We start from the raw sequence: 20,444 nt of genomic DNA, 5'->3' as shown, positions 1-20,444 counted from the left end.
GGGTCGTGTCGGTCATGGGCGGTTCGGCGAGCGGGGCGGATCGGCCAGCGCCTGCCGGATCGCAGCGAGCGCGCGCGGCAGGTCCTCGAGGACGAGCACGTTCTCCAGCCGGAGGACACGGTACCCGAGCGCAGTCAGCTCGGCGTCGCGCGCTGCGTCGTAGTCGCGCTGCTCGGCGTGGACCGGGCCGTCGACCTCGACGACGAGCCGGGCAGCCAGGCAGACGAAGTCGACGACGTACGGACCGATATGGTGCTGTCGCCGGAACTTCCAACCGTCCAGCTGGCGACCGCGGATCGCTGCCCACAGGCGCTCCTCCGCGCGGGTCTGGTAGCGCCGCAGCAGGCGCCGCTGCAGCGACCGTTCCGAGCGTCGCTCGTCCATGGCTTGCCTACCCTCCTGTAACGATCCCCCCTCACCCCCGCCTCGCCGCTGCTCGGCGCCCCCTCTCCCGCACGCCGCGGGAGAGGGGGCTGGGGGTGAGGGGTGCACCCCCGGAGCGATGGGCCGACCCCGCGTCACGCGACACGCCTGATGGTACACGCCGATTGCCCGTGCTCAGCTGCGGGGCTGCCGGTCACTCGCCTGAGCGGGCGCGATCGGCGGACGAGGAAAGGAGGCTCGACCGATGGCGCTCACGCTCGCGGCGGCGCGCACGGCGCTGCGCCGCGCGCTCGCCGATACCGCTGCGCCGGCCGCCTGGTCGGACGCCGACCTCGACGGCGCGCTGGCCGCGGCGCTGGCCCAGCTGGACGCGCTCGTCCCCTGGCCGGGGAGGGTCGCGCTGGCGGCCGGTGGGGCCGATCGCCTCCCGCTCCCGGCCGGGGTGCGGCGCGTCCTGGCCGTCCTGCGCGAGGGGGTGCCGCTCGCTGGCTGGGGCGTCTGGGCGGGCGAGCTCCTGCTCGGCGAGCCGGTGCAGGGCGCGCTCGAGGTGCGCTGCTTCCTCGCGCGCACGCTGCCGAGCGCGCCGACCGACCCCCTGCCGCTGGCCGACGCCTCCGAGGAGGCGTTCGTCCTGGCGGCGGCGCGCGAGGCGCTCCTGGCCGCCGGGCTCACCCACCAGGCCCGCCGCCAGGGACCGACCGGGCCGCTCGTCGCTGCGCTGGCCGCCGCCCGGGCCGAGCGCGAGCGGGCGGCCCGGGCCCTGCCGCGCACGGTGCGCACCGTGCCCCGCCACGTTACCGACCCGTAGGGACGCGGGGTGCCCGCGGAACACCGCGCACCCCGGGTCGTTCCGGCGACACACCTGTCCACGTTTTTGCGGTCGGGGCGCGACACACCACGCCCGGTCGGACACCCCTCACCCCCGCCTCGCTGGCGCTCGCCACCCCCTCTCCCGCACCGCGCGGGAGAGGGGGTCGGGGGGTGAGGGGGGCTCAGCGGGTCACGCACGCCTGACCCCTACACAGGGAACGGCGGCACGGCAAGAGCCACCGTGACCGACGACCGATCCCGGTCGCCCTATCGTGTCCCGCCCTGTCGGGGCGACGCGTGCGTCGCCCGTCCGCGCCGCTGGCGTGGGAACCGGGGTCCGGTTTCCGGGCCTCGCGGCCCGGCCGGGTCAGGCACGCCTGACTCCTGCGGGACGTTGGGTGCCCCTCTCCCGCGGCGGGCGGGAGAGGGGGCCGGGGGTGAGGGGGGCTCCGCGGGTCAGGCACGCCTGAACCCTACGGAGACGGCGGCACACCGGCTCGGCGGTCGCGGACCGTCGGACAGTCTTCTCGTGCAGAGGAGGGACATCCATGGCACTCACCAAGGTGGAAGCGGCCAAGCTGACCGACGACCTGCTGCTGCGCGGCGTCATCGAGACGGTCGTCATGGAATCGCCGGTGCTGCAGCGCCTCCCCTTCATGGAGGTCGTCGGTACCGGGCTCACCTACAACCGCGAGGCGACGCTGCCGGCCGCCGACTTCTACGACGTCGGCGACACCTGGACGGAATCGACTCCCACCTTCCAGCAGGTGACGACCGGCCTCAAGATCCTCGGCGGCGACGCCGACATCGACCACTTCCTCCTGCAGACCTACCGCGACCCCAACGAGCTGGAGGCGGTGGTCATCCAGAGCAAGGCCAAGGCGGTGGCCCACGCCTTCCTCACCGCCTTCTACAGCGGCGACGCCACGGCCGACCCGCGCCAGTTCGACGGGCTGCGCAAGCTGGTACCGGCCAGCCAGACCATCCAGCCGGGGCCGAACGGCGGCAGCCTCACGCTCGAACTCCTCGACCAGCTCGTCGACCTGGTCAAGCCGGGCAAGCCGGACGCGCTCCTCATGTCGAAGCGGACGCGCCGCAAGCTCAGCCAGCTGCGCCGGGCGAGCGGCGCGGTGCTGGAGAGCGACGTCGACCAGTTCGGCCAGCGCGTCCTCTCCTACGACGGCATCCCGGTGCTGGTCGACGACTTCGTGCCCGACAACGAGACGCTCGGCACCGGCACCGGCCTCTCCTCGATCTACGCCGTCAAGTGGGGGCCGAGCGGGCTGATGGGGCTGGAGAACGGCGGGATCGTGGTCGAGGAGGTGGGGGCGCTGGAGACCAAGAACGCCCGGCGCTGGCGGGTGCGCTGGTACGTGGGGCTGGCGCTCTTCTCGACCGTCGCCGTCGCCCGCCTGCAAGGGATCGCTGCCAACTAGTCCGACCCTCCTCGCGACGCGGCGGCGTCCTCCCCGCTCGCCCCTGCCCGGGGGCGGGCGGGGCGACGGCCGCCATCCGGCTACCGGAAGGAGGTGGAGCGTGGACGTCTCGCGACCCGGCGCCGCCCGGCTGCGGCAGGTGGTGGCCCGGCGCGGTGGGCTGCGCGCCGAGCCGGGGAGCGCCTACGAGCTCCTCACGCGACAGATGGTCGAGCAGCTAGCGCGCGACGTGGCCGACGTGCGGCGGCGGGTCGACCAGCTGTTCACCACCGTCGTCGGGGCGATCCTGCTGGAGCTGCTGGTGCGGTTGTGGGGGTGAGGGCCGGGTCTGCCCGCGGGACACCCCTCACCCCCGCCTCGCTGGCGCGGTGCCCCCGGCCCGTTTCACCCGGTCGGGGCGACGCGTGCGTCGTCCGTCTGCACACCCCTCACCCCCGCCTCGCTGGCGCGGCACCCCTGTCCGCGTTTTTCCCTGTAGGGGCGCGGCGTGCCGCGCCCGTCCGCGCCGTCAGGCGCGGGACGGTGGCCACGGTTGCCGGCCCTCTCGGGCCGGACGGGTCAGGCACGCCTGACCCCTACGAAGACGGCGGTGGTCGATCGGACGACGGTGGTCGACAGGCAGGCCGCCGCCGGTAACCGCCCACACCCGGTCGGGGCGGCGCGTGCGTCGCCCGCGGGGACACCCTCACCCCGCCGCTGGCGCGGCACCCCCTCTCCCGCACGTCGCGGGAGAGGGGGCCGGGGGTGAGGGGGGCTCGGCGGGTCAGGCACGCCTGACCCCTACGGGACGCTGGGGCACCCCTCTCCCGCACGCCGCGGGAGACGGTACGGGGTTCAGGGCGAACCCGCGTCACCCGCGCAACCGCTGGCCCCCTTCGTTCGTTATTCCCTATGGGTGCAGTCCCCGGTGGGGCTGCCCGTCGGGTGGCGTTCCCGGCGGGAGTGGACGCGACAGCCCAGCGGCTGGTAGACTGCGCCCGGCGGCCTTCCGGGAGCGGCGCGCCCGGAAGGCTGCCTCCGACGGAGCGCGCGGGCGCCGGGCCGAGACCCGGCGGCGCGTCGAGGGAAGGGAAGCCGGACTGGGAAGGGGGCAAGCGCCAGGGGAAGGGCAGTGCGCCGCGACGCGCGGCAGCGGACGAGACGGGGAGCCGCCCCCGCGCCCCGGGAGGGGCGGAAGCGCGGCGGCCGGCCGGGCGGTCCGGCCGGTGCGGATGTGTCGTCGACGTGTGGACACGCCGATGACGCGAGGAGGGTTTTTCGGTATGGGTAAGCGGTTGATCAGCCTGCTCACAGCGCTGGCGCTGGCCGTGAGCGCGTTCGCCTCGCTCGCCGTCGCGCCGGCGGGGGCGGTGGTCGAGGACCTCGGCAACGAGATCTACTTCCCGTTCCTCCCCAACGGCGAGGAATACGGGAACATGGGGCCGTGGTACGGTTCCTTGACCATCCAAAACATCGAGCCGTTCCGCATCGTAGTCGATATCTACAAGGCGGATGGAACCCGGATAACGCCCTCTTCGGGTGTGAACTTCCAGCCCCACGCCTCGAAGAGTTGGTCGGCTGCACAGCTCTTCGGTGACAAGTCGGGCGGTGGGGTCTACGCGGTCGCGCGGACGATCAACGGTCCGATTGTGTTCACGGTCACGCGTGGAGCGACACCGAACGGGAGCGACGATATCGACGTCGGTTCCTGCACCGTTGCGAGCGTGACCGTGACGCAGGGCGCCACGACGTTCCAGAGTCTTGAGGACTATTTCTGGTTCCAGACCGGGTCGATCTTGACGATCAGCTGGGCCCCGGCTGGTCCGTTGGCTGACGAGCCGGGACCGGCTTCGACCTACACGGTCTCCGTCACGTGCGGGAACGCGGTGCACCCACGCATCGGCGGTGTGGTCAAGGAAGCGTCGCCGGCCGACCTCCACGATGCCGTGTGGACCTCGAAGGCGCACGAGTCGGTGACGGGCTACACCTCGCTGCCGGCTTCGGACGTGGTGCTGCTGCCCGCTTGGAGCTGGAGCTTCCCGATCGTCCAGACGAACAACGGCTGGAACACGGTGCTCTTCATCACCAACTTCAATCCCGGCCCGGGCAACTGCTCGGTGAACGTCGACCTCTACGCGGCGACCGAAGGTTCGTCCCACGGATCGGACGGCCACTTCTCCAAGTTGCTGGGCGTGGGCGAGACCTGGCAGATCGATCTCGTCCACGAGTATAACTGGCCGACTGGCTGGGTCGGCACGGCCTTCGTGACGGCCGACTGCCCGATCGGCGCGACTGCCGAGCGCCTGAAGCCAACCCAGCCCTGGGGTACGCCGGTGAACATGGCAATCACGAACGTCGCCCAGCCGACTGTGGGGAACTGGTTCGAGGTCTACGCGCCACTCGTCTACCAGGCGTACAACGGCTGGAACACAGGCATCAGCGTCGCGAACCTCGATCCGTCGGCCAACAATGAAGTGGATATCACCTTCTACAACAAGGACGGGTCGATCGTTTTCGCCGACAGCCTGTCGATCGAGCCGCGCGGCATGGAGTACATCTACCTGCCGGCGAACACCGACATCGGCACCAACTCGCTCGCGCAAGCGGTGATCCGCTCGACGAACGGGCGCAACCTGGCGGCCGCTGTCGACTACGTGAAGTACACTGGCGCTGACCGGGACGTCGGGCAGGCCTCCGGGTACCTCGCGCAGCAAGGAACGTTCGCCCAGGTGAACGGCCCAGAGGACATCCCGGGCACGCTGTCCGTCGCGCTCTTCCAGAAGCAGCATGGGCTGACGCAGCAGAACGACAACAGCGGGATCGCCATCTTCAATGCGAACCGCAACAGCGGTGCGCGGGTAGAGGCCTGGTTCTACGACGGTGCCGGCTTCCTGGTCGCGCCGACCCTGAGCACGCCGATCGTCATCGACCTCCAGCCGAAGGGTGGGGCGATCCTCTACGCGCCGTGGTACAGTGAGATGCCCAACGGCTTCCGTGGCTCGGTGTTGATGCAGGTGGTCCAGGGTGGACCGGTGGCTTGTGTCTCGAACAACGTGAACTACGATGTCCAGTACGACGGCTCGGCCACCTACAACTGCTTCCTCACGCCACCGATCGATGTGCCCGCGCCGACCTACAACCTCGCGGTCGACCCGATGAGCGCGGTGAACGTCTGCGAGCCGGTGCGCGACCAGAACGGCAACCTGACGTTTGACTGCCCGGACCACACCATCACCGCGACGCTGACGTTCGGTGGCGAGCCGGTCGAGGGCACGAACATCCTGTTCGAGATCCTCGACGGGTCGTTGCATGACGGAGCCGATGTCGACGGCGGCCCGGCCGACCTGACGTTCCAGCTCTCCGGCGACGATGACGCCATCGAGGCGACCGATGCCGACGGTCAGGCCCAGTTCATCATCGAAGGCACAGACACAGGCACGGACACGCATCACGACGACGTGCTGGTCTGCGCCGACCTCAACGACAACGGCGTCTGCGACAAGGCGACCGAGCCGTACGCGGTGGTGTCGAAGGACTGGGTGGGCCTGACGCTCGCGCAGACGTTCCCGGCTAATAATGGTAACGCGCCGGAGACCGGCGTCGGGAACACGATCCGCGACTGGACGGTGGCGGTGAACCGCACTGTGTCCGCAGCGTCGGTGCCGGTGGTGCTGGTGCTGAACGAGGCCACGCCGAACCCGGTGGACGCCTCGTTCGCACCGTGCAACCAGCCTGACCAGAACAGCACGGACGCGACCGTGAACGCCGCGAGCACGCCGTTCGACGTCTACGCCTGCGACTACAACGACGACGGCACGGACGACACGGTCGTCGTGGAGCTGTACTGGGACCAGAACGGCAACGGCGTCCACGATGCCGGTGAGCCGCTCATCGACTCCCTCACCTTGACGCTCAGCGAGAGCTGATGAAGCTCGACTGAGCGGGTTACCGGGGCCGGGCCCAGGGGCCCGGCCCCGGTCTTTGGTTGCAGTGGCCGGGGTGCGCGGCGCGACGGACGGTTCCGGTCGGCGCCGCGCCTCCGGCACATTACGGAAGGGTTCGTGGGGCGCGCCCGCTGCCAACGTCCTGCGCGCGCCACCGCAGCTGCCGAGCGCGGCGCGCCGCGCACGGTCGGCCGAGGCGCGGCTGCGGTGCCAGCTGCGAGTGGGGCGGGGCACGCGGCGGCGCCCGCGCGCCGCGACGCGCTGCGGCGGAGAGGCGGGTGGACCGGGCCGGTTCCTGGGCGGCGACTCGCGAGGCGTGTCCCGCGTCCAGCAGCCCCTGGCGTGCCAGCTGCGGCCACCCGCAGGCGGGTCGGGCGAGCGCGAGCATACCCGGGCGACCGACGCCGCTGGCCGGGGCGGTCAGGGTTTCCCCTCGGCGGCGGAAACCCCCGTCACCACTCGACCGCGGCTCAGTGGTTTTGGCGCCCGGTGGGAGCACGGCGGGGGTGACCGGACGAGCGAGCCCGGTCACCCCCGCGAGCGATCAACGCAGGCGGAGGAAGCGGTGGTTGTTCGCCTCGTTCGTCTCCGGCACCTGGTCGAGTGGATCGACGATGGCGACGACGAACCGCTCGCTACCCTGGAGCGTGACCCGGACGGTGACGGTCAGCGACTGCCCCGCGTTGAGGGCCGCGACAGGGACTTCCGCGGCGTACCGCCCGGCCGGTGCACCGGTGGCGTTGAGGACGAAGCGGATCCTGGTCGCCGGGCTGGCGGCGGTACCCTGGTTGGCCACGCGGGCCATGACCGCGTAGGTCGAGCCGCCCTGCGGTGTCGCCTGCAGGCTCGCGACCACGAGGTCGGCGCCACCGCCGCTCGGGACGAAGGTGGCGGTGCAGGCGAAGTCCTGGTCGACGGTGACCTGGACCGTCGGGGTGGTGCCGGTGCAGTCGCCCGACCAGCCCTGGAACGTCCAGCCCGGGCTGGGGGTGGCGGCGAGCCAGACGAGCTGGTTCAGGAACGGCCGCTGGCTCGCAGTCGTGATCGACTGGGTGCCCGGCCCTGCCTGGGCGAAGCGGAGGGCGGTCGTCCCGTCCCAGTCCCAGACGCTCGAGACGACGCTCCCCTGCCCCACCACCGTCAGCTGCGCGCTCGAGGCTCGCGCCGCCGGTACCTGCCAGACCGAGCTGGGGTACTCGATCCGTGACCCCGCCTCCCAGACTGCCAGGTAGGCGTCCTGGTCACCGGCCGGTTCGGGCTGGAGGATGACCGCGGGGCCGACCGGCAGGTTGCGCGGCAGCCCGTCGAGCAGCTGCCCGTCCTGGCGGTTCGACCGGGCGAGGAAGTAGCGGTCGACACAGGTGTCACCCTCGCACACCGACTCGTCCCACAGCACGAGCCCGCTGGCAGATGGGTTGCCGTTCCGGTCGCTGCCGAGGTAGCTCCAGGCCCGCAGGGTGACGGTCGGCGCGGTGGCGGTGCCGCCCAGCTCGAGCAGGGCGAGGTAGTCGTTGACCGTGCCGCTGGCGCCGTTGTAGGTCTCGTCGAAGAAGGCGCTGCCCGCGGGCGTCCAGCCTGGCCCGACCGGCCCTGACACCGTCGCGGCGAGCCCCAGCACCGGGAAGTCGAGGGTGAGCGCTATCCCCCGATCGTCGCCGGAGGAGCCGAGGCAGGTGCCGTACCGCAGGTCGCTCGCGCCGGCACCGACCGGGGCGATCGCGACCAGGAAGGCGTCGTAGCCGCCGTTCCCGCAGCCCTGCAGGCGGTCCGCCGTCGTGGGGAACGCGGCGCCGTCGGTGTAGCCACTGACCCAGAGCAAGCTTCTCGCAGGGTCGCGGACGACAGTCAAAGCCACATCGCTGCCGGGCGAGCCGAGGTAGGTGCCGTACTGCAGGGTCTGCAGGTCGAGGCTGAAGACGGCCAGCCAGCCGTCGCCGAAATCTCCACCGCCCTGGCAGTTCGGCTGGAAGGCGCCGGACGTCGTGTGGATGCCGCACGCATTACCCACGACCGCGAGCCCGCTGTCCCAGACGACGAGGTCGAAGGCGTAGGAGTTGTTTCCTGGCACGGAGTCGTACGTCCAGGCGGTCAGGTTGCCGTCCAGGTCGAAGCGGGCGACGACCGCGGCCCCGAGCGGCGGCGTGGTGCCGGAGCGGTCGAACGAGGTGTCGTACGCCCCGTTGGGGATGCTGGCCGCCTGCCAGTCGGAGTCGGTAGAACCGACGGCATAGACCGCCCCGCTGGCTACCCGCACGCCGGCAAACTCTTCCAAGTAGACGTTCGCTGCACCACCGATGCGGCGTGCCCACTGGAGCGCGCCGTCGGCCGCGAGGCGGGCGATGAAGGCGTCCTGGGAGCCGCCGCCCGGCCCGATCAGCGTGCCGGGAAAGTCGGTGAAGGAGGTGGTCGAGCCGACGACGAAGACGTCGCCGCTCGTGGCATCGACAGTCCAGACGATGTCGTCCCCGCTGCCGCCGAGGTAGGTCGCCCAGCTGACCGTCGTCAGTGCCGGGTCGAGCGCGACCAGCACGGCGTCGCCCGGCCCACCCGGCCGTGGCCCACCGGCGCCCGGGAAGGTCGGCGACTGCGTGTAGACGGCCACGACCAGCCGGCCGTCCGGTAGCCGGCTCAGGCGGCGGACATCACCCACGGTGTCCAACCCGCTTCCCCCGAGGAAGGTCGCGCTGACCAGCGGGTCGATCACGAGGGGCCGGGTCGGGTCGGGCGGGGCCAGCAGCTGCACGCCGTAGCGCTGCCCCGCCACCCAGTAGGCGGCCGGGAGCGGGTCGCGCCCGCCGTCCGCCCGCGGCTGGAAGGCCTGGGGCGGGGCCACCCGGAACACCGTCCCCTCCTCGGTCGTCAGGGCCAGCGTCCCGTCGGCGTCCAGCTGGGGCGTGGCTCCGGCCACCTCGAAGGCGACCCCCTCCGCTCCCCTGCCGGGCGCCAGCGTGAGGAGTTTCTCGAACCCGCCGGGCCGCGGGACGAGCCGCAGGTCGACGCCGGGCCAGAGCTGCCGCAGCTCCAGCCACTGGGCGGTCGGCACCGGATCGCGCCACTGGTCGGGCGGGCCGGTGTAGCGGCGGACTACGGTCGGGCTGGGTGGCCCGGCGACGACGGTGCCGCTTCCGGCGACCGGTCGGATGCGCACGGTGCCTGGCCCGGCCTGCAGGACGAGTCCGCCGTCGTCCCGTACCCACAGGCGCGCGGCATCACCGGTCCCGCTGAGCGTCGCGACGACACCGTCCGGCGCGCCCGGTGGAGCGAGCTCGAAGGGGAGGACGGGCGCAGGGGCTGCGGTGAGGCGGTCGAGTAGCGGCTGGGCTGCCCGCTCCCAGGCGGGACGGGCCAGCAGCGGAAAAGCGGGCAAGGCGAGGACGAGCACGAGCACGAAAGTCAGCGTTCGGGTCCGCACACTGTTCCTCCTTCCCTCAAGAACCGTCCGTGCCGACAAGTCCGCACCCCCGACGAGTTCGGTCCGGTCCGCGGACGCGGGGCTCCGCGCGCCTCCGCTCAGGCGCCCGGTGCCGGTTCAGGCCGCGGCGGCAGCGGGTCGGGTGGCACCGGCAGCGGGCCGCACAGGCCAGCAGTGACCGCCCGGTAGACCACGGCCACGAGGTAGGCGACCAGCGCCGCGAGCAGCACTTTGGCCAGCCCCGGGGCCACCGCAGCAGCCACCGCGCCGGCAGCCAGGGCGCCGAGGAGCCGCCGGATCTCGTCGAAGAACTCGCGGAGCGCCGTCTCGACCGCGCTGGCCAGCGGCTGGCCGGCCCGGAGGAGGGCGCAGACGCGCTCCAGCAGACGCTCGAGCAGCTCGCGCACCGCCGGCCGGTCGCCGATCCGCTCTCCGCGGGTGACGGCTGGGAGGCCCTCGTCCAGGAGCCCGAGCCCGCGCTCGGGCGGCTCGGTCGCGAGCTGCGCCTCCAGGCGCGCCAGGGCGAGCGCCTATCCCAACCGGCGCTCGGCGACGTCCGGGGGAACCGGCTGCTCCAGGGTGGCGCGCACCAGCGTGGGGAGCGCCTGCTCCACCGTTCGCACCGTGGTGTCGTCGATCATCGCACCCTCTCCTCTCTTCGCATGACCTGAGCGCGCCCGGGGAGCGGGCTCCCCGGGCGCCGACGCGCTCAGCGGAAGCGGAAGCGGACAGCGCGGGTATTGTTCGTCTCGTCCGTCTCGGCGACCGTGTTGGAGGGATCGACGGTGGCGACCAGCCACTGGCGGGTGTCGTTGGGCAGGCTCAGGCAGCGGGTGAGCGTCGCCGTGCTGCCCGGGCCGAGGGCGGGGACGCTGCTGGTGGCCACCGGGGTGCCGCCGCTCGCGGTGAAGGAGAGGGCCAGGCGGAGGCTGGTGCTGGGCGCGGGGGCGCTCCCCTGGTTCTTGACGGTGGCCGTCGCGCAGGTGAGGCGTCCTTGCTTGCGGACAGTGAGGCCGGTCACCAGGAGGTCGATGCCGCCGCTCGGCGGGCCCAGGTCGCTCTCGTAGGCGCCGGCGTCGCAGGGGGAACCGCTGGGGTTGGGGCGCGGCTGGCCGCGCTGGTCGCTCGTGACGGCGTTGCCGTCCCAGTCGGTGCAGGCACCGCTCGGGACGGCACCGATGGCCGGGGAGGAAGGAAGGAGCGCGTGCGTCTGTGTCGGCCCGCCGTTACTGGCGAGCGGCCCGAGCGTCGAGCGGAGGGTGGGGACGACCGTCGCGCCGGAGCAGGAGCTGTCGTCGGCCAGGACGACACCGGCGGTCTGGACGGTGAGAGCGGGGTCGTTCTCGCATTCGTCCACGTCCGGGTCGGCCAGGACGACGTTCTTGAGGCGGAACGTACCGGCTTCACTGTACCCGACCGCGAGCGTTGCAGAACCGGTGTGGTCGGCGAAGGTGACGAAGGCGAGGTCAGCGGTCGCGTTGTTGGCCAGATAGATGGCGCTGCCGCTGTCCGGACTCGTCGTGCTGTTCCCGCTGAAGGTCGTGTTGGTGACAGAGAAGTCGCTCGCCGCGTAGACGGCCCCGCCCTCGAGGGCAGTGTTGCCGGTGAAGGTGCTCCCGGAAATCGTGACCTGCGGGGCGGAAGCGCTGACGTAGATCGCACCGCCCTCGTCGGCCCAGTTGTCGGCAAAGGTGCTGTCCACGATGGACAGCTGCCCGTAGGTGTAGATCGCTCCACCCCAGCCCCCGTTGTTCGCAACGTTCCGGCTGAACGTGCTGTTGGCGATCGAGAGTTGGGTGCCGGACCCGGCGTAGACCGCCCCGCCCTCGCCGGCGTAGTTGTTGCTGAACGTGCTGTTGGCGATCGAGAGTTGGGTGCCGAACTCGGTGTAGACCGCCCCGCCCTCGTCGGCGAAGTTGTCGCTGAACGTGCTGCTCGCGATCGAGAGTCGGGCATCGTCCGCGTAGATAGCCCCACCGCGCGACGTTAGCTCTAAGCGCACGTCACCGTTCACCAGGGTGAGGCCGCTCAGCGCGAGCCGCGCGCCGTTCGACACGTAGAAGAAGCGGAAGTCGTCCGTGGCCGAGGACGCCCGTTCGATCGTCGCCCCATTGCCCTGGATGGTGACGTCGGTCGAACTCCCGCTCAACTCGGGGAACGCAGTGTCGGTCCGGCTCCAGGGGAGCTCGTCCACGTCGCTAATCGTATAGGTGTAATTCGGCGCGAGCGAGACCGTGACCGGCCAGGAAAGACTGCTCGTGCTCCCGCAATCGTTCGTCTCCGAACCACCTACCTGGAGGACGAGGATCAGGACGAACGCCTCCTCGAGCGAGCAGCCATCGTTCGTGTCGTACCCGTTCCGGACATCCGGTCCGACGGTGATCGTCGACGCCGCGCTGGCTGGGGTGACGGCGAGCCCGGCCAGGCCGCTCACCACGAGCGCGAGCGCGACCAACTACCGGACGAGGCGTGCCCGACTGCGAAACCGTTCAGCCACGGAGACCCTCCTTTCGTTTCGCACCGCACGACCGTGCACGAAATCGTCCCGCACCGCACGGAGCCGACCGGAGTACGCACCAGTGCCTCCGCACCCCACGACCCCCGGTGCGGTCCACACCCGACGGAATGTGCCCACTCCCTCCCTGGGCCGCCCCGCGCGGATACTGCGGACGTCGCGCTCCATCCCTGGGCAGCCAGGGCGACACCGATCGGTCGGCTTCACCTCCTCCCGCGGAGGAACCGTCCCGCTCGTTCGGTCGTCGACCCCATTCTAGTGATCGGCACGGCTCGCCGGTATCCGACGAATGACGGACATGCGGCTCCGGCATGTCCGACGTTCGACGGACATGCGGGCGCTGGCCCGCCCCGGCCCCCTGCTCGAGCCGCCGGGCGCTGTCCGCCTCCGCCGGTCGCGCGGCGTGTCCTTCCGTGGAAGGGGACACGTGCCGGAGGCCGCGAGGGGGTGACCGTGGAGCTGGCGACGCGACTCGAGCCGACCGCTGCCGACCGCGCCCGCTGGGCGCGCTACCGCGACTACCTGGCCTTCTGGGACGGCCGCCAGTGGGACGCGCGCCCCCGGCCGGGCGAGACGCGCCTCACCCTCAACTACGCCCGCGCCCTGGTGCGCAAGGTCACCAGCGTCCTCTTCTCCCGCCCGGTGCGCTACAGCGTGCCGGACTCGCCGGCCGCCGAGCGGGCGCTGGCCCAGCTGGCGACCGAGGACGACTGGCACGGGCTGGACTACGCCGCCGCCCTCGACACCGCGGTGCTGGGCGACGCCGCCTTCAAGGTGACCTGGGACGCCGCCCGCCGGCGCCCCCGCCTGACCACGGTCGACCCGGCCCAGCTGGTGGTGGCGGCGCGCCCCGACGACCCGCGCGAGCTGGTGGCCCTGGCCCACGAGTACCCGCTGGCCGCCGGGGCGGTCGAGCAGGTCTACGGCGTGGCGCTGCCGGGGCTCGGCCCCGACGGTCGGGTGACGGTGCGCGAGGAGTGGACGGACGCCACCTACCGGCTGGTGGTGGCGGGGGAGACGCTCCACGCGGGGGAGAACCCCTACGGCTGGATCCCCTACGTCCTGGTGCCGAACACCCCGTCGCCCGGCGGGGTGTGGGGCGAGAGCGACCTGGCCGACCTCCTGGACGTCTGCCGCGAGCTGAACCGGCGGCTGACGGTGCTCTCGCGCATCCTGCAGGTCTCCGGCAACCCGATCGTGGTCTTGGAGAACGTGACGGCCAGCGAGGGGATCCGGGCCGAGGAGGGGGCGGTCTGGGAGCTGCCGGAGGGGAGCCGGGCCTACCTCCTGGACATGCTGAGCGGGGGCGGCGTGGCGCTGCACCTGGAGTACGTGCGGCTGCTCTTCCAGGTGCTGCACGACCTGGCCGAGGTGCCGCGGGCCGCCTTCGGCGACCAGGGGCGCGACCTCTCCGGCGCGGCGCTCGAGCTGGAGCTGCAGCCGCTGGTGCACAAGGTGGAGCGCAAGCGGCGCAGCTGGGAGCGGGCGCTCCGGCAGCGCGCCTGGCGGGTGCTCGACCTCCTGGAGCGGTTCGGCGGGGCCGATTTCGGCGGGGCGCGCGGCGTGGAGGTGGTGTGGGGGCCGGTGCTGCCGGTCGACGAGGAGCGGGCGGCCCGGGTGCAGGTGGCGCTGGTCGGCGCCGGGATCCGCTCGCGCCTGACGGCGGCGCGCGAGCTGGGGGCGCTCGACCCCGAGGCGGAGCTGGCGCGGGTGGCGGCCGAGCAGGCGGCCCTGGCCGCGCCCGAACGTCCGTAGTAGGGGCGACGCGTGCGTCGCCCGGCTGGACACCCCTCACCCCCGCCGCGCTGGCGCTCGGCACCCCCTCTCCCGCACACCGCGGGAGAGGGGGTCGGGGGGTGAGGGGGGCTCAGCGGGTCAGGCACGCCTGACCCCTACGGGGAAAACGGCGGGTACCGACGGCGACCGCGACCGACGATCGTTCACGGTCGGCACACCGTCCCCGCCCTGTAACCCTGTAGGGGCGACGCGTGCGTCGCCCGTCCGCGCCGTCAGGCGCGGCACGGTGGCCACGTTCCCCGGCCCTGTCGGGCCGGCTGGGTCAGGCACGCCTGACCCCTACGGGAAAACGGCCGGTTAAGACGGCGACCGCGACCGACGATCGTTCACGGTCGGCACACCGTCCCGCGCCCTGTAACACTGTAGGGGCGACGCGTGCGTCGCCCGTCCGCGCCGTCAGGCGCGGGACGGTGGCCACGTTCCCGGCCCTGTCGGGCCGGACGGGTCGGCACGCCCGACCCCTACGGGGACGACCGTGATCTCGGGGTGGGAGTCGGCGATGGGCCGGCGACCGTCGACGATTGGCCGCGCCCGAACGTCCGTAGTAGGGGCGACGCGTGCGTCGCCCGTTTTTCCGTGTAGGGGCGACGCGTGCCGCGCCCGAACGTCCGTTCCCGGGCCCTCCCGGGCCGGACGGGTCAGGCACGCCTGACCCCTCCGGGACGTTCGGGCACCCCCTCCCGCACCGCGCGGGAGAGGGAGGCGGGGGTGCGAGGGGGGGCTCAGCGGGTCACGCCCGCGTGACCCCGACGGAACGGGCGCGGGCCGCGGGCGCGCAGGGGCTGCCGTCCTGCGGTTTTCCACGACGGAAGGAGGTCGCGATGGTCGGAGGGACGTTCGTCGAGACACTGGCCGTGGCGGGGTGCCCGCCGTGGTGCTGGTGCCGCTCCTGGTCGAGGCGGCCAAGCGGGCCGGGATGCCGGTGCGCTACGCGCCGCTGGCGACCCTGGTCGCGGCCGGGCTGGTCGCGGCGCTGGCCGAGGCGGCGCCGGTGCTGCCGCAGCTCGCGCCGTTCGCCCGCTGGGCGGTGGCCACGCTGCTGCTGGGCCTGGGGGCGAGCGGCGCCTACGAGACCGCCCGCTTCCTGCGGCGCGAGCTCTCGACGCAGCGGGGATGACGGCCCGGGCGCTCCTGCGCCGGGTGCTCGGCGACCCGCTCGGCTTCTCGCGCCTGCTCCTGCCCGAGCGCGCGCTGCGCGGCTACCAGGCGGGGCCGGTCGCCGCGGCTGCCGCGATGGTGCTGGCCCGCGCCCGCGGTGACCGCAGCGGGCCGCACGCCCAGCTCTGGCTCTTCAGCCGGCAGTCGGGCAAGGACGAGGCGCTGGCCCAGCTCCTGGCCTGGCTCCTCCTGCGCTTCCACCGCCGGGGCGGCGAGGTGGTGGTGGCGCTCCCCTCCTGGCGGCCGCAGGGTACGCTGGCCCGCGAGCGGCTGCTGGCGGTGCTGGCTGCGCCGCGGCTGGCGACGCTCCTGGCCGGGCTGGGGCTCGCGCCGGAGGTGGCGGGCGCGCGGGTGGCGCTGGGGCGCGCGGTGGTGCGCTACGCGTCGGCCGGGCCGAGCGCCAACGTGCGGGGGCTGACCGCCTCGCTGCTCCTGGTCGCCAACGAGGCGCAGGACATCGCGCCCGACCGCTGGGACAGCGCCTTCGCGCCGATGGCCGCCTCGACCGGTGCACCGGCGCTCTACCTGGGGACGCCCTGGGGGAGCGACTCGCTCCTGGCCCGCGAGCTGCGGTACCTCACCGCGCTCGAGCGGGAGGACGGGCAGCGGCGCGTCTGGCGGGTGCCCTGGACGGCGGTGGCGGCCGAGCTCCCGGCCTACGGCGACCACGTGCGCGAGCGGGTGGCGCAGCTGGGGGCCGGGCACCCGTTCGTCCGCACCGAGTACGGGCTGGAGGAGCTGGCCGGGGAGGGTCGGCTCTTCCCGCCGGAGCGGCTGGCGCTGGTGCGCGGCGACCACCCGGCGCTCCTGGCGCCGCGCGCCGGCGAGCGCTACGCGCTCACGGTCGACGTGGCGGGGGAGGACGAGGCGAGCGCCGGGGAGCTGCGCGACGATCCCGGTGCCCGGCGCGACGCGACCGCGCTGACCGTGGTGCGGGTGGTGCCGGGAACGCTGCCGCGCTACGAAGCGGTCTGGCGGGCCCGCTGGGTGGGAGCGCGGCAGGTGCGGCAGCACGAGGCGCTGGTGCAGCTGGCGCGCGCCTGGCGGGCCGAGCGGGTGGTCGTCGACGCGAGCGGGGTGGGGGCGGGACTGGCCGCCTTCCTCGAGCACACGCTGGGGGAGCGGGTGCGGCGGGTCGTCTTCTCGCCGCGGGTGAAGTCGGAGCTGGGCTGGGCGTTCGTCGGGCTGGTCGAGAGCGGGCGGTACCGGGACTACGCGGTCGACGCGGCGACGCCGGGAGACCTGGCGGCGCTCGGCGAGGCGTTCCTGGCCGAGCTGGCCAGCCTGCGGTCGGTGGTCGCGCCGGGGCCGGGCCGGCTGCTGCGCTGGTGGGGCGAGCCGCACGACGACCTGGCGGTGAGCGCGGCGCTGGCGGCGCTGCTGGACGAGGAGGACTGGCGCCCGCGCGTCGCCCGCGGGCGGTGAGACCACCCGCGCCCCGGCCCCCTCGCCCGCACCGTGCGGGAGAGGGGGTGCCGAGCGCCAGCGAGGCGGGGTGAGGGGTGTCCGAACGTGCGACGCACGCGTCGCCCCTACCGGGTATGGTCGGTTGGCGACGGTCGCCGATGGCACGTCCACCGGCGTGCAAGACCACCGTCATCCCCGTAGGGGTCACGCGTGCGTGACCCTTCGGGTCAGGCGTGCCTGACCCGGCCGGGCCGCGAGGCCCGGGAAACCCGCCACGTTCCCGCGCCTGCGGCGCGGACGGGCGACGCACGCGTCGCCCCTACAACGGACGTCCGGGCGCGGCCGATCGTCGACGGTCGCCTGCCCATCGCCCACCGGCGTGCAAGACCACCGACATCCCTGTAGGGGTCACGCGTGCGTGACCCGATCGGGTCGGGCGTGCCCGACCCGGCCGGGCCGTCAGGCCCGGGAACGGACGGACGTTCGGGCGCGGCACGCCGCGCCCCGACAATGGAAGACGCGGACGTGGGGTGGTGAGCGCCAGCGAGCCGGGGGTGCGGGGTGTCCGACCGGGCGCGGCCTGCCGAGCGGTCGTCAGCCGGGGAGCCGGTAGACCCGCGCCGCGTTCTCCCCGAACACGGCAGCGCGCTCGGCTTCGCTCAGGTCGCTCGTGAGCTGCTGGTAGACACCGAAGGTCGTCCGGTAATCGGCAGCCAGGGTCGCGACCGGCCAGTCGCTGCCCCAGAGGAGGCGGGCCGGGCCGAAGCGCTCGAGCGCGAACGCGACCACGGGTCGCAACGCCTCGACAGTCGGTTGGGGCCCTGCCTCGGTGAGGAGCCCCGACAGCTTGCACCAGACGTTCGGATATGGAACCAGCGCGGCCATGCGGTCGCGCCAGCGCGCGAGGTCGCCGCTGGCGATCGGAGGCTTGGCCAGGTGATCGACGACCAGGGTCAGCTCCGGGAACCGCTCGGCGAGTCGCGGCACGTGGGGGAGATGCTCGACCCGCACGAGGAGATCGAGCGTCAGACCCCGTTCCGCCACCGCTGCGATACCCCGCCAGACCTCAGGGCGCACGAGCCAGTCGGGGTCCGGCTCGTTCTCGGCGGTGGCTCGCACCCCACGGAAAGCGCGATGGCGAGCCGAACGGTCGAGCCGCTCGCCCACGTCCGGCGCTGCCAGATCGACCCAGCCGACGACAGCCACGATCCAGGGATACCGGTCGCAGAGCGAGAACCACCACGCGTGGTCCCAGTCGGAGCGGGCTGCCTGGACGATGACGATCCGGTCCACACCGACCGCGCGCCGCTCGGGGTCGAGGTCTTCGGGGCCGAAGCTCCGGCGCAGCGGTTTCAGCTGCTCGGCCAGTTCGGGCGTCATCCAGTAGAGGTCCGAACGCTCGATGTCCCAGAAGTGGACGTGCGTATCGGTGATCGGTACCGTTCCGATCGGCATCGCGTTCTCCCCGTCCTCACTCCAGCCTCAGCACCTGCCCGGTCTGAGGATCGTACGGCAGCGGCGCAACCGTCGCGACCTCGTCCCAGAGCGCCTCGGGAATCGGCCAGGTCGCCAGCCGCACGGTCTCCGCCACGCGCTCTGGACGACTCATCCCGACGATCGTCGCGGTGATGCGCGGTTCGCGCAGCGAGAACTGGAGTGCGACCGCGGCGAGCGGGACTCCGTAGCGCGTGCAGATCGCCTCGAGTTGTCGTGCCCGCTCCAGTTCCTCGGCATGCGCCGCCCGGTAGGCATAGCGTGGGAAAGCCGACGGTCCCTTGGCCAGGAGGCCACTGCCGTACGGTGCCGCGTTCACGACGGCGACACCGAGCTCGTGCGCGCGGCGGACGAGCGGCTCAGCGGTCCGGTTGAGCAGCGTGTAGCGGTTGTGCGTGATGACGACCTCGAAGACGCCGGTCTCCACGTATTCGATCAGCATGTCGATCGGCCCGGCGGCGATACCGACGTGCTCGATCACCCCCTGGTCACGGAGAGCGAGGAGCGCCTCCACCGGGCCACCCGGCGCCATCGCCTCGGCCACCGAGAGCCCGGCATGCTCCGGATCGTGGAAGTAGACCAGTTGCAGCCGCTCCAGACCGAGGAGTCGGAGGCTGCGCTCGACCGAACGGCGTACCTGGTCGGCATCGAACCGGCCAGTCGCCAGGTCGCGGTCGGCCTTGGTCGCCAGGACGTAACCCGGTGGGAGCCCGCCGAGCTCGCGCAGGACCAGGCCGATCCGGCGCTCGCTCTCGCCGTCCCCGTATGCCGCGGCAGTATCGAGGAACGTGATCGGGCTCCGGAAGAGCTCGCGCAGCGTCGCCAGCGCCTGCTCTTCCGGGACGCGATAGCCGAAGGCTTCCGGCATGTCGCCGAGCGGCGCGCAACCAGCGCAGACGATGCTGACCTCGAGACCGGTCCGGCCGAGCGTGCGGCGCGGGAGCGTCGTCACGGCGTCACCTCCGGTACGGTACCAGGCTGGTGCCGGTGCTGTGGCCAGTCGAGGTCGAAGACCAGCTCCATCGGGGCCCACCATTCGTCCGGGTCCGCTTCCGGAGCGCGTTCCTGCAGCGTCGCCATGAGCCGGTTCCACTCCGCCGAGACCGGATCCTCGTTCACCCGTGGGAAATCCCGCGCGAGGTCGAAGGTATCGTCCGTTTCGATGTACATGAAGAGGCGCCGCCCGCGCAGGAAGATGCGCATCGTGTGGATACCGACCTCCCGGAGGCGGGCACAGACCTGCGGCCAGACAGCCTGGTGGTAGCGGACGTAGGCCTCGATGGCAGCCGGATCGTCGCGCAGGCAGAGCGTGAGACCGTAGCACTTCACCGCTGCGCCTCCTCACTGGGCCAGCCAGCCACCGTCGATGACGAAGACGCTCCCGGTGACGGCCGCTGCTTCGTCGGAGGCCAGGTAGAGCGCTGCCGCAGCCACTTCTTCCGGCCTGACCAGCCGGCCCATCGGCTGGCGCGCTTCGAGGGCGCGGCGCGCAGCGACCGGGTCGGGTTCCTGCGCGACCAGCCGTTCGACCCAAGGGGAATCGACCGTACCGGGGCAGATGCAGTTGCAGCGGATGCCGTGGCGGACGTAGGCGATCGCGATCTGTTTGGTGAGCGTGACGACTGCCCCCTTGCTCGCGCAGTAGGCGGCCCGTTTCGGGATGCCGATGAGGCCAGCGACCGACCCGATGTTGACGATCACACCCGACCGGCGTTCCAGCATGCTGGGCAGGGCGTACTTGCAGCAGAGGAACACCCCGCGCACGTTGACGGCGAAGACGTTCTCCCACTCCTCGAGGTCGGTCTCGACCAGGTCTTTCGTCGTCCCGATGCCGGCGTTGTTGACCAGGATGTCGATGCGGCCGAAGCGGTCGAGCGTCGCCGCCATGAGTGCCCGCACACTCGCCTCGTCGCGGACATCGACTCCGTGCGGGACGATCCGTTCCGGTACGAGCTGCGCCGTCGCCTCCGCTGCCTCGAGATCGAGGTCGGCTGCGACCACGAGCGCGCCCGCTCGCGCGAAGCGGTGGGCGATCGCTCGACCGATCCCCGAGCCGGCACCGGTCACGACGGCGACCCGGTCGTGGAGTTCCATACGCGAAAACCCCT

15 protein-coding genes are annotated in these 20,444 nt (G+C 72.6%); 7 read left to right on the top strand and 8 right to left on the bottom strand.

Features of this window, described 5'->3' with window-relative positions; genetic code table 11:
• Positions 1-12: 12 nt before the first annotated feature.
• Positions 13-384, bottom strand: a complete 372-nt coding sequence (locus OO015_RS04915; RefSeq protein ID WP_265940117.1) for an endonuclease domain-containing protein — start codon at positions 382-384, stop codon at positions 13-15.
• 244 nt (positions 385-628) lie between these two features.
• Between OO015_RS04915 and OO015_RS04910 the strand changes: the two genes are divergently transcribed.
• The 4 genes from OO015_RS04910 (at position 629) to OO015_RS04895 (ending at position 6,535) form a co-directional block, all read left to right on the top strand.
• Positions 629-1,192: a hypothetical protein gene (locus OO015_RS04910; RefSeq protein ID WP_265940116.1), complete on the top strand. Its 564-nt coding sequence runs from the start codon at positions 629-631 to the stop codon at positions 1,190-1,192.
• Positions 1,193-1,742: 550 nt separating this feature from the next.
• Positions 1,743-2,630, top strand: coding sequence for a major capsid protein (locus OO015_RS04905; RefSeq protein ID WP_265940115.1), 888 nt, complete (start codon positions 1,743-1,745; stop codon positions 2,628-2,630).
• Between the two features lie 100 nt (positions 2,631-2,730).
• A complete protein-coding gene (locus tag OO015_RS04900; RefSeq protein ID WP_265940114.1) occupies positions 2,731-2,949 on the top strand; it encodes a hypothetical protein in 219 nt (72 codons plus the stop codon).
• A gap of 1,384 nt (positions 2,950-4,333) precedes the next feature.
• Positions 4,334-6,535 (top strand): hypothetical protein, encoded by a 2,202-nt coding sequence (locus OO015_RS04895; RefSeq protein ID WP_265940113.1) that lies wholly within the window; start codon positions 4,334-4,336, stop codon positions 6,533-6,535.
• Between the two features lie 562 nt (positions 6,536-7,097).
• Here OO015_RS04895 and OO015_RS04890 read toward each other — a convergent pair.
• The 3 genes from OO015_RS04890 to OO015_RS04880 form a co-directional block, all read right to left on the bottom strand.
• Positions 7,098-9,965, bottom strand: coding sequence for a CARDB domain-containing protein (locus OO015_RS04890; protein ID WP_265940112.1), 2,868 nt, complete (start codon positions 9,963-9,965; stop codon positions 7,098-7,100).
• A 98-nt stretch (positions 9,966-10,063) separates the two neighbouring features.
• The gene (locus OO015_RS04885) at positions 10,064-10,372 is read right to left on the bottom strand and encodes a hypothetical protein (RefSeq protein ID WP_265940111.1); all 309 of its coding nucleotides are present in this window, start codon (positions 10,370-10,372) and stop codon (positions 10,064-10,066) included.
• Between the two features lie 302 nt (positions 10,373-10,674).
• Positions 10,675-12,420: a choice-of-anchor Q domain-containing protein gene (locus tag OO015_RS04880; protein ID WP_265940110.1), complete on the bottom strand. Its 1,746-nt coding sequence runs from the start codon at positions 12,418-12,420 to the stop codon at positions 10,675-10,677.
• Positions 12,421-12,933: 513 nt separating this feature from the next.
• Between OO015_RS04880 and OO015_RS04875 the strand changes: the two genes are divergently transcribed.
• The 3 genes from OO015_RS04875 to OO015_RS04865 all read left to right on the top strand — a co-directional run bounded on the left by OO015_RS04875 (position 12,934) and on the right by OO015_RS04865 (position 16,860).
• Positions 12,934-14,235, top strand: coding sequence for a phage portal protein (locus OO015_RS04875; protein WP_265940109.1), 1,302 nt, complete (start codon positions 12,934-12,936; stop codon positions 14,233-14,235).
• Between the two features lie 913 nt (positions 14,236-15,148).
• Positions 15,149-15,394 (top strand): hypothetical protein, encoded by a 246-nt coding sequence (locus OO015_RS04870; protein ID WP_265940108.1) that lies wholly within the window; start codon positions 15,149-15,151, stop codon positions 15,392-15,394.
• Entirely contained in the window at positions 15,391-16,860 is a 1,470-nt protein-coding gene (locus OO015_RS04865; RefSeq protein WP_265940107.1) for a hypothetical protein, read from the top strand. The genes OO015_RS04870 and OO015_RS04865 overlap by 4 nt, the downstream gene beginning before the upstream one ends.
• 576 nt (positions 16,861-17,436) lie before the next feature.
• Here the strand turns inward: OO015_RS04865 and OO015_RS04860 are convergent.
• Genes OO015_RS04860 through OO015_RS04845 form a run of 4 tightly spaced genes read right to left on the bottom strand, consistent with a single transcriptional unit; the run spans position 17,437 to position 20,430 of the window.
• Positions 17,437-18,297, bottom strand: coding sequence for an amidohydrolase family protein (locus OO015_RS04860; protein ID WP_265940106.1), 861 nt, complete (start codon positions 18,295-18,297; stop codon positions 17,437-17,439).
• A gap of 16 nt (positions 18,298-18,313) precedes the next feature.
• Positions 18,314-19,288 carry an aldo/keto reductase gene (locus OO015_RS04855; protein WP_265940105.1) on the bottom strand — a complete coding sequence of 325 codons (975 nt, stop codon included), beginning with the start codon at positions 19,286-19,288 and terminating at the stop codon, positions 18,314-18,316.
• On the bottom strand, positions 19,285-19,665 hold the full coding sequence (locus OO015_RS04850) for an L-rhamnose mutarotase (protein ID WP_265940104.1): 381 nt from the start codon (positions 19,663-19,665) through the stop codon (positions 19,285-19,287). Before OO015_RS04850 ends, OO015_RS04855 begins: the two co-directional genes overlap by 4 nt.
• A 12-nt stretch (positions 19,666-19,677) precedes the next feature.
• Positions 19,678-20,430: an SDR family NAD(P)-dependent oxidoreductase gene (locus tag OO015_RS04845; protein ID WP_265940103.1), complete on the bottom strand. Its 753-nt coding sequence runs from the start codon at positions 20,428-20,430 to the stop codon at positions 19,678-19,680.
• Between the last annotated feature and the right edge of the window lie 14 nt (positions 20,431-20,444).

Source organism: Thermomicrobium sp. 4228-Ro, assembly GCF_026241205.1.
Taxonomy (GTDB): domain Bacteria; phylum Chloroflexota; class Chloroflexia; order Thermomicrobiales; family Thermomicrobiaceae; genus Thermomicrobium.
Note: the sequence above shows the minus strand (reverse complement) of the source record. Positions and strands in the feature narration are given on the sequence as shown.

Excerpts from the sequence above, each read along its gene's own strand:
- OO015_RS04915 (WP_265940117.1), bottom strand. The coding sequence starts at position 384 with ATGGACGAGCGACGCTCGGAACGGTCGCTGCAGCGGCGCCTGCTGCGG.
- OO015_RS04910 (WP_265940116.1), top strand. The coding sequence starts at position 629 with ATGGCGCTCACGCTCGCGGCGGCGCGCACGGCGCTGCGCCGCGCGCTC.
- OO015_RS04905 (WP_265940115.1), top strand. The coding sequence starts at position 1,743 with ATGGCACTCACCAAGGTGGAAGCGGCCAAGCTGACCGACGACCTGCTG.
- OO015_RS04865 (WP_265940107.1), top strand. The coding sequence starts at position 15,391 with ATGACGGCCCGGGCGCTCCTGCGCCGGGTGCTCGGCGACCCGCTCGGC.
- OO015_RS04860 (WP_265940106.1), bottom strand. The coding sequence starts at position 18,297 with ATGCCGATCGGAACGGTACCGATCACCGATACGCACGTCCACTTCTGG.
- OO015_RS04845 (WP_265940103.1), bottom strand. The coding sequence starts at position 20,430 with ATGGAACTCCACGACCGGGTCGCCGTCGTGACCGGTGCCGGCTCGGGG.